This is a genomic window from Falsiroseomonas sp. RANM36, assembly GCF_056682175.1.
On record NZ_JBWXTD010000008.1, the window covers coordinates 4,993 to 13,800 of the forward strand.

The 8,808-nt window shown below is 73.1% G+C and carries 7 protein-coding genes; 5 read left to right on the forward strand and 2 right to left on the reverse strand.

The features are described from left to right. The 4 genes from AC1MIR_RS25675 to AC1MIR_RS25690 all read left to right on the forward strand — a co-directional run. Positions 1-423: YdcF family protein (locus tag AC1MIR_RS25675; RefSeq protein ID WP_480031016.1), on the forward strand; the 423-nt coding region annotated here is incomplete at its 5' end. Positions 424-585: 162 nt separating this feature from the next. Beyond that, complete coding sequence (locus AC1MIR_RS25680; RefSeq protein ID WP_480031017.1) at positions 586-2,469, forward strand: right-handed parallel beta-helix repeat-containing protein; 1,884 nt, start codon at positions 586-588, stop codon at positions 2,467-2,469. A gap of 67 nt (positions 2,470-2,536) precedes the next feature. Then, complete coding sequence (locus tag AC1MIR_RS25685) at positions 2,537-3,712, forward strand: VanZ family protein (RefSeq protein ID WP_480031018.1); 1,176 nt, start codon at positions 2,537-2,539, stop codon at positions 3,710-3,712. A gap of 55 nt (positions 3,713-3,767) precedes the next feature. Continuing rightward, positions 3,768-4,847: a GNAT family N-acetyltransferase gene (locus tag AC1MIR_RS25690; RefSeq protein WP_480031019.1), complete on the forward strand. Its 1,080-nt coding sequence runs from the start codon at positions 3,768-3,770 to the stop codon at positions 4,845-4,847. Positions 4,848-4,973: 126 nt separating this feature from the next. Here AC1MIR_RS25690 and AC1MIR_RS25695 read toward each other — a convergent pair whose 3' ends face one another. After that, a complete protein-coding gene (locus tag AC1MIR_RS25695; RefSeq protein WP_480031020.1) occupies positions 4,974-5,132 on the reverse strand; it encodes a hypothetical protein in 159 nt (52 codons plus the stop codon). 257 nt (positions 5,133-5,389) lie between these two features. On the opposite strand from AC1MIR_RS25695, the gene AC1MIR_RS25700 reads away from it, so the two are divergent. Next, positions 5,390-6,325: a glycosyltransferase gene (locus AC1MIR_RS25700; protein WP_480031021.1), complete on the forward strand. Its 936-nt coding sequence runs from the start codon at positions 5,390-5,392 to the stop codon at positions 6,323-6,325. 7 nt (positions 6,326-6,332) lie between these two features. Here AC1MIR_RS25700 and AC1MIR_RS25705 read toward each other — a convergent pair whose 3' ends face one another. Then, the gene (locus AC1MIR_RS25705; protein ID WP_480031022.1) at positions 6,333-8,615 is read right to left on the reverse strand and encodes a glycosyltransferase; all 2,283 of its coding nucleotides are present in this window, start codon (positions 8,613-8,615) and stop codon (positions 6,333-6,335) included. Positions 8,616-8,808: the final 193 nt, after the last annotated feature.

An 8,808-nucleotide genomic window follows, 5' to 3' on the forward strand; every position in this document is an offset into this window, starting at 1 on the left:
GGCGCCGCGCGCCCCCCCCCCACGGGGCGGCCGCTGGTGGGCCCCGCCGCCCGGGGCGCGGGCGGCGGCCCGCCGCGCGCGGAGTTGATGGCGCGGAGCCTCGCCGAGGATTTCGGCGTGCCGGTGCGCTGGATCGAGGCGCGGGCCCGGGACACGCGCGACAACGCCGTGCTGTCGGCGGAGATGCTGCGCGCCGAGGGCATCGCGGCGGCTTTCGTGGTGAGCCACGCCTGGCACCTGGCGCGCGCCGAGGCCGCCTTCGACCGGGTCGGCTTCCCGGTTGCCGGCGCGCCGGTCCGGCGGGAGCGGCGCCCCGATGGCGTGGCAAGCGACTGGCTGCCACGGCCGGATCATCTCGCCCGATCCTGGCTGGCGCTGCGCGAATGGGCGGGAATCCTTGTCTATAGACTCCGCGACGGTTGATTACATTGTAATGAATACATCCCCCGGTTGACGAATACAATCTGCTGGTTGATCACCGGCCTGTGATCGCCGTGCCCGACCGGGAAGGCGGGGGCGGCGCGGTCGTTCGCGGCCGAGACCTGTCGTGCCCGCTTGCGGCGCGACGCAGCCGGAGGATCAGCCTTGGCCACTCTCACCGTCGGAACCGGCCAGCAATACGCCACGATCGCCGCCGCCGTCGCCGCGTCCCAGGACGGGGACGTGATTGCCGTCCAGGCCGGCACCTACACCAACGACTTCGCGACCATCACCAAGGACATCACCATCCAGGCGGTCGGCGGCATCGCCAAGCTGGTCGCCACCGTCGCCCCGCCCAATGGCAAGGCGATCCTGATCACCCGCAGCGACGTGACGATCCAGGGGCTGGAATTCACCGGCGCCAAGGTGCCGGACGGCAACGGCGCCGGCATCCGCTTCGAGGGCGGCAACCTCACCATCCTCGACAGCCACTTCCACCACAACCAGACCGGCCTGCTCTCCGGCGGCTACCCAGAGGGCACGATCACCATCCGCCGCTCGGAATTCGGCCATAACGGCGCCGGCGACGGCAAGACCCACGGCCTCTATGTCGGCAAGATCAAGAGCCTGCTGATCGAGGACAGCTACTTCCACGACACCCGCGTCGGCCACGAGATCAAGAGCCGCGCGATCGAGACGGTGATCCGCGACAGCCGCATCCAGGACGAGGACGGCACCACCAGCTACAGCATCGACCTGCCCAATGGCGGCAAGGCGCTGCTCGAGAACAACGTGATCCAGCAGGGCGCCAAGTCGCAGAACCCGGCGATCGTGCATTTCGGCGGCGAGGGCACGCCCTATGCCGGGTCCAGCCTCCTGATGGTCGACAATGTGGTGGTCAACGAGCTGAGCTCGGTTAGCGCGCGGCTGCTGCTGAACCAGGCGGGCATCGGCGCGACCATCACCGGCACCGATGTCTTCGGCCTTAAGTCCACCCAGATCGCCGCCAGCATCAACACGGTCAGCGGCACGACCTTCCTCTCGGTGGCGCCGAAGCTCGACATGAGCTCGCCCTGGTCGGGCTATGTCGGCGGCGCCGGCACCGGGGACACCGGCAGTGGAGACGCGGGCGGCGGTGCCGGCGGCGGCGGTACCGGCGGCGGCGGCTCGGGCAGCGGGGCGTTTCTCGGCACCGCCGGCAACGACACCCTGACGCTGGACTCCGCGGTGACCGGGGCGACGGTGGACCTGCTCGCGGGCACCGACCGGCTGGTGCTTTCCTCCGCCGGGCCGAACAGCCTGAGCGTCGCCAATGCCGAGCGGATCACCGGCGGCGGCGCGGCCGATGCCGTGACGCTGACCACCGCGGCGAAGGGCATGGTGGTGGATCTGGGCGGCGGGGCGGACCGCCTGCAGCTCGCCGCCGGCGTCGCCAATTCCGTGTCGGTCGGCAATGTGGAGACGATCCTCGGCGGCGCGGCGACGGATGCCGTCACCTTCGTGACCGCCATCGCGGGCGGCACGCTCGATCTCGGCGGCGGCGCCGACCGTGTGAAGCTCTCCTCCCTCGGCGCGAACAGCGTCACGGTGGCGCGGGTGGAGACCGTCACCGGCGGCAGCAAGGCGGACCGGATCGAGGTCCTGGCCGGGGCGGCGACGCTGGACGGCATGGGCGGCAACGACACGCTGATCGGCGGGGCCGGCGCCGACCGCCTGGCCGGCGGCACGGGGGTGGACGTGATGACCGGCGGGGCCGGCGCCGACCGCTTCGCCTTCCGCACCGGCGACAGCGCCGTCGCCACGCCCGACCGCATCACCGATTTCCAGGCCGGCGTGGACGACCTCATGTTCCTCGGCATGCTGCGCGGCAGCTTCGAATGGCGTGGCTCCGCGGCCTTCACCGCCGGCGGCCATTCCGAGGCGCGGATGGCGGCCGGCTCCTCGCTGCTGCTGGTGGATGCCGATGGCAATGGCGCGGCCGACCTGGCGGTGAATCTCGCCGGCGGGAGCCTGGCCGGCTTCGGCGCCGGCGACTTCATCTGGAGCTGACGCGCGGCGGTCGCGCCCTCCCGCGGCCTTGCTATGCTGGGCCGGGCCGCGGGGAGGCATCCGGCAGGTGACATCGGAACGGCCGGGGCGGGGCGCCGCCATCGCGGCGCTGCTGCTCGCCGGTCTGGTGGCGGGCTTCATCGTCTATGGCTCGCTCTATCCCTTCCAGTTCCGCCCCCTGCCGGCCGGGACGGCGCTGGCGGACGCCGCGTGGCACGCGCTGCTGCGCCGGCCGGGCCGGCGCGGCGACCTCGCGGCCAATCTCTTTCTCTACGCCCCGCTCGGCTTCGCGCTGGCGCTGGCGCTGCAGGCGCGGCTGCGCCCCGCCGTCGCGGTGCCGCTCGCCGCGCTGGCCTGCCTGCTGCTCTCCGCGGCGATGGAATTCGGCCAGCTGCACATCCCGCGCCGCTCGGCGAGCGGGCTCGACCTGCTGCTGAACGGCATCGGCGGGCTGGGTGGCGCGCTGGCGGCGCTCCTGCTGCGTCCGCGCGCCGCCGATGGGCTCGGGGCGTGGCTGCGGCCGGTCGAGCCCTTCGCCGCGCTGCTGCTCGGCTGCTGGCTGGCCTATCGGCTCTATCCCTATGTGCCGTCGCTCGACTACGGCGAGTGGCGCGCCAGCCTGGCGCCGCTGCGCCGCTTCGCCCGCCTCGATCCCTGGCGGGTCGGGCAGCTCACGGTGTTCTGGCTGGCGGCGGCCCGGCTGCTCGCCGCGGCCGGGCCGCGGCTCGGCGGTGCGCTGCCCTTCGCCGCCCTGCTCGCCGCGGTGCTGGTGGCGGCCGTGCCGATCGTGGACCGGCGGATCGCCCCGGCGGAGGTGCTGGCGGCGGGCCTCGCGCTGGCCGCCTGGCCGATGCTGCGGCGCCTCCGCCATGCGGACGCCCTGCTGGCGGTGCTGCTGCTGGCCGCGATCCTGGCCGAGAACCTCATGCCCTTTATCTTCGCGGCCGAGCCGCGCCCCTTCGGCTGGGTGCCGTTCCGCGCGGTGCTGCGCGGCAACTGGGGCAACGGGCTGCAGGCGGTGCTGCTCAAGACCTTCCTTTATGGCGGGCTGCTCTGGCTTGCGGTGCGGGCCGGTCTGCGCGCCTGGCTCGCGGTGCCGGCGGTGGTGGGGCTCGCGCTCGGCATCGCGCTGGCGCGCGCCTGGATGCCGTGGCGTTCCGCCGACACCACGGACCCGGCGCTGGCGGCGATCGCGGCGCTGCTGATGGTGCTCTTCGCGCGGCTGCGGCCGCGGCCGGAATGAGCGGCGGCACGGCATGCCTTCCGCGCGGCGCGCGGCGGTGCCAAGCATGCCGGCGATGAGCCGCCTGCCCGAAGCCCGCCTGCTGCCGGCCGATGCCACCGGCCTGCCGGGCTGGTGCGACCGCTTCCTGCAGGACCCCGAAGCCGGCGAGTTCTTCGCCTCCCGCCTCTGGTACGACACCCTGCTGGCGCATGCGCTGCCGCGGGGCGCCGAACCGGTGCTGGCGCGCGGCGGCGATTGCCTGCTGCTGCCGATGTTGCGGGCGGGCGGGCGGCTCGGCGCGCTGACCTCGCCCTATGCGCTGGACTGGCAGCCGCTGCCGGCGCGCGGCGCCGAGGACGCGGCGCTGGCGTCGGCCGCGCAGGCGATCGGTCGGCTTTGGCGCTTCGGCCCGCCGGTGCGCCTCGAGCTGCTCGACCCCGAGGCCCCGGCCCTCGCGCCGCTGCTGGCCGGCTGCGCCGCCGCCCGCCTCCGGCCGCTCCGCTACCGTCACACCGGCAACTGGCACGAGGCGCTGGCGCCGGGGACGGGGTGGGAGGGCTATCTCGCCAAGCGGCCCTCGGTGCTGCGCTCCACCATCGCCCGCAAGCTCGCCCGCGCCGGCCGTGACGCCGACTTCGAGCCGGTGGCGGCGCCGGGCGCGGCGCTGGAGGCGGGGATCGCCGCCTATGAAAGCGTTCGCGCGCGCAGCTGGAAGCCGGACGAGCCTTTCCCGGATTTCGACGGGGCGCTGATGCGCGCCGTCGCGGCGCGGGGGCTGCTGCGGCTCGGCGTGCTGCGCCGCCGCTCGGACGGCGCGCCGATCGCGGCGCAGTACTGGGTGCTGGACCGCGGCCGCCGGCGGGCCACGGTGCTGAAGCTCGCCCATGCCGAGGGCGAGCGCGCGGCCTCCCCCGGCACGGTGCTCACCGCGCTGATGATCCGGCTTCTGCTGGCGGAGGACGGCGTGCAGGAGCTGGATTTCGGCCGTGGCGACGACGAGTACAAGCGCCTCTGGGTCGGGGAGCGGCGCCAGCGGATCGGGGTGCTGCTCTGCGACCCCCTGCATCCGGCCGGGCTGGCGGCGATCCTGCGCCAGGCGGCGGGCCGGCTCCGGGGCCGGCTGCGGCCAGGCGGATCGGAGGCGGCCGGATGAGTCATTTGGGCCCGGCGTGCCTACTCAGACCTGCGGGGCTCGCGCCCCTTCGGTCATCGGGCCTTGTCTGTGGGGCGGGCCGATTCAGACCTGTGGGGCTCGCGCCCCTTCGGTCATCGGGCCGCCTTAGCCGACGAGCAGCCGGCCGAGCGCTACCACGGCGATCCAGGACAGCGCGGACAGCCCCGCGATGACCAGGGTCGCCGCGGCCGGCGAGAGGCGTTCCTCCCGCTGGGGCCGGGCGTTGAGCTCGATCGTCACCTCGTCCAGAGGGAGACGGTTCATCGCGGACGCTCCACCACGCCGCGACGACTCGCGGCGTCGCGCACTATCGAGGGGAAGAGTAAACGTGCTGCTAACGCGTCTGCTGGATTCTTCGGGCAGCCGCATCGGGGGCCGCCGGGCCATGCCGTGCCGGCTCGCCCGGCCGGTCGCGCTCCGCCACCCGGCCGGCGGCCGGACCGCAGGGAAAGGGAAGGGGATCGAATGATCACGATTCCGTGTTACCACGCCGATCATCGGCTTCGCCAGGATGTTCTGGCATGACCCCGACGGATCAAGCCTTGGCCGCGCCTGATTTCGTTTCAGTCTGCATCTTCGCCTACAACGAGGAGGCGCATATCGCCGCCGCGCTCGATGCGCTCGATGCCTGCGGCGAGGAGGCGCGGCTGCGGGCCCATGTGCTGATCAACGGTTGCACCGACGGGACGGAGCGCGCGGTGCGCGCCTGGCAGCCGCGGCGGATCGAGGTGGTCCCGGTCGTCCTGCCCCGCGGCGACAAGGCCAATGCCTGGAACCACTATGTGCACGAGGTCGCGCCCCTCGACGCCGCGATCCACCTCTTCACCGACGGCGACATGATCGTCTCGAAGGGGTCGGTCGCTGCCTTCCTGCGGGAATTCGCGGCCGATCCGCACGCCAATGGCTGCGCCGGCCTGCCGGTCAGCGGCCGCTCGCGCGACAGCTTCCGCGACAAGCTGCGGAATGGGCGGGAGATGGCCGGCAACCTCTACGCCCTGCGCGGCCGCTGCGTGGAGGCGTTCCGCCGCGCCGGGGTGCGCCTGCCCTTCGGCATGTTCGGCGAGGACGGGCTGGTCACCGCGCTGGTCAAGCACGACCTCGACCTGCGCCGGCAGCGCGACGACCTGCGCGTCACCTCCGCCGAGGATGCCGGCTTCGGCTATGTGCCGCTGTCGCTATGGCGCCCGGGCGACTGGCGCACCTATCGCAACCGCAAGATGCGCTATGCGGTGCGGCGGCAGCAGGCGCTGATGCTCTACGACCTGCTGCGTGCGCGCGGGCCGGAGGGGATGCCGGCGCATGTCGTGGACCTCTACCGCGCGCGCGGCGCCGCGATGCGGCTCGGCTGGCGCGGGCTGGACACCTGGTTCGACTGGGTGGCGATCCGGCGGATCCGGCGCGACATGGCCGCCGATGACAGCGTGAAGCAGGAAGCCCGCGCCCACCTCTACAGCTGACCGCCCGCTACGCCGGCCCGCGCGCCGCCTGTCCCTGCGCCGGTGCGGCCGGCAGCGCCGCGAGCCGCGCATGCAGCGCCGAAGGGGCGGTGAAGGCCCCGCCCAGTTCGTCGCGGAAGAAGCCGAGGAACGCGTCCAGGTCGGCCAGCAGCGCGCGCAGGTCGGCCTCCGACTGCACATAGGGCGTGTTGCCCACCTGCAGGGTGGGGCTGTGCAGGCTGAGGGTGAAGACGCCGAGCCCGGTCTCGCGCAGCCGCAGCGTCACCGCGCGCATCTCCGCCAGGCCGCAGCCCTCCGGCGAGAGGCGGCGCGGCACCAGCGCATTCACCCGTTGCGCCCACCAGGCCAGGCGAAGCTGGCGGCCGAGCGGGCTGCGCGCGAGGCGCAGCAGGGGCTCCGGCCGCCTGCCGAGCCAGCCGAGCGGCGCCGCCGTGGTCGGCAGCGACAGCAGCCGGCGCGACCGCCCGAACCAGCCGGGGCGCGCGGTGAAGCGCGAGAAGTCCGGGCCGCCGAGATGGCTGTAGTCGTACCAGGGGCAGATGCTGAGATCGGTCTCGAAGCCCAGTTCCTCGATCGTGTCGAAGGTGTTCGGGCTCAGCCCGTAGCGGCCGGCCTTGAACAGCCGCGGCTGCTCCCCGGTCAGGTCGGCGACGCGCTCGGTCAGCGTGACGAGCTTCGCCCGCTCCAGCCGCGCGCCGAGATTGCCCGAGAAGGAGTGCCAGTCATCCTTGATCTCGACGATCGGCGGCGTGGTCCAGGGATGCAGGTGCACGCCCACTTCGCAGCCTTCCGCCGCCAGCCTGCTGATGATGCGCCGGCTGACCTCCTGCGTTGCGATCGGGTGGTCGATCAGCAGCGCCGGCTTCACGCCGTGCCGGCGGAACACGTCGAAGCTCGCTTCCAGCCCGGTGATCGAGGACACCTCGCCGACATCGGTGGCGATGCCCTTGTGCCAGTCGAAATGCGCCTCGGTGTCGATCACCACCTGCAGCAGCGGCTGCCAGTCGCGCGGCGTGTCGAATTCCTGCAGGCCGAGCGCGGCCGGCCCGTCGTTGAGCTGCCGGGTGAAGTTCACACGCAGATCCGGCAGCGGCGCCGCATCCGCCTGCCCCCGCCGGTACAGCGCGGCGTAGCGCGCCGCGACGGTGCCGAGTTCGAGGTTGCGCTCGGCGAAGCCGCGATGCGCCGCACCCATGCCCCGGCGCAGCGACGGCTCCGCCCGCAGCCGCTGGATCGCCGCCACGAACTGGTCCGCATCGGCCGCCATGAAGCCCGCCTCGCCCTGGTCGATGATGAAGTCGGTCAGGCCGGGCAGGAAGGTGCTGACGATCGGCACGCTGCGCGCCATCGCCTCCAGATAGACGTTCGGGAAGCCCTCCGCGGTCGAGGCGAAGACGAAGGCGTCGGCGGCGGTGAACCAGCGTGCCGCGTCGTTGCGGAAGCCGGCCAGGATCACCCGGTCCTCAATGCCTTCCCGCGCCATCAGCGCGCGGATCTCCGCCACGTAGTCGTCCTCGAGCAGCGGCCCGATCACCGCCAGCTTGACCTGCGGGTCGGGGATGCGCGCCAGCGCCGCCACCAGGAAGGCGATGTTCTTGCGGCGGGAGACGGAGCCGACATTCAGCAGCACCATGTCCTCCGCGCCGAGGCCGAGCGCGGCGCGCGACGCGGCGCGGTCCTCCGCCGTCACCGGCGCGAAGTCCAGCGCCACCCCTTGCGGGATGAAGGCGAGCCGCCCCGGCGGCACCGTCTCCAGCGCGCGGCGCAGCAGATGCGGGCTGATCACCACGAAGGTGCTGATGCTGTGCATCAGCATGCGCACCAGGGGCCGGTTGCGCCGGCGATACTCCTCCAGCAGCTGGGGCGGGCTGTCGTCCAGGGTGCAGGAGAACAGCACCGGGCGCCCCAGCATCCGCGCGAAGGCATAGGCGACGAAGGACCGGCTGACATGGGCATGCAGATGCACCAGGTCGAAGCGGCCGATGTTGCGCGCCAGCCAGCGCAGCAGCGCGAACTCGCTCGGACCGCCGTAGCGGTTCGGCAGGTAATGCACCGGGATGCCCGCGACCTCGGCGGTCTCCGCGCCGTCCTCGGTGGCGGTCTCGTAGGCCAGCACTTCGTTGGCGATGCCCCGCGCCTCGAGGTGCGGGATCAGGCGCGTGTAGTAGATGCCGTCGCCCGTGTAGTCGGGGTGGAACCGGCGATAGACATGCAGCACGCGGATCCGCCTGCCGCCATCGGGGCCGGCGGCCGCGCCTGTCGGGCTCGGAAGGGCGGGACTCTCTGGCATCGTCCTCTGCGGGCTGGTGGACCGTTCGGGCAGAACGGCAACGCTTCTGCCCCTCGGGGCGGCGGAGGGCAACTGCCCAGGGGCGTCGGACCGACCGTGGCGGAGCCGCCCGGCCGCCTCCCGATGGCCGGCAGGATCTTCCCGGCCGCAGGTTGCTAGAGCAGCGCCCGTTCGAGTGGAACCGCTCCGCGGT

Bases quoted from the DNA above. Each gene is read 5' to 3' on its own strand.
- AC1MIR_RS25690 (WP_480031019.1), top strand. From the start codon at position 3,768: ATGAGCCGCCTGCCCGAAGCCCGCCTGCTGCCGGCCGATGCCACCGGC.
- AC1MIR_RS25695 (WP_480031020.1), bottom strand. From the start codon at position 5,132: ATGAACCGTCTCCCTCTGGACGAGGTGACGATCGAGCTCAACGCCCGG.
- AC1MIR_RS25700 (WP_480031021.1), top strand. From the start codon at position 5,390: ATGACCCCGACGGATCAAGCCTTGGCCGCGCCTGATTTCGTTTCAGTC.
- AC1MIR_RS25705 (WP_480031022.1), bottom strand. From the start codon at position 8,615: ATGCCAGAGAGTCCCGCCCTTCCGAGCCCGACAGGCGCGGCCGCCGGC.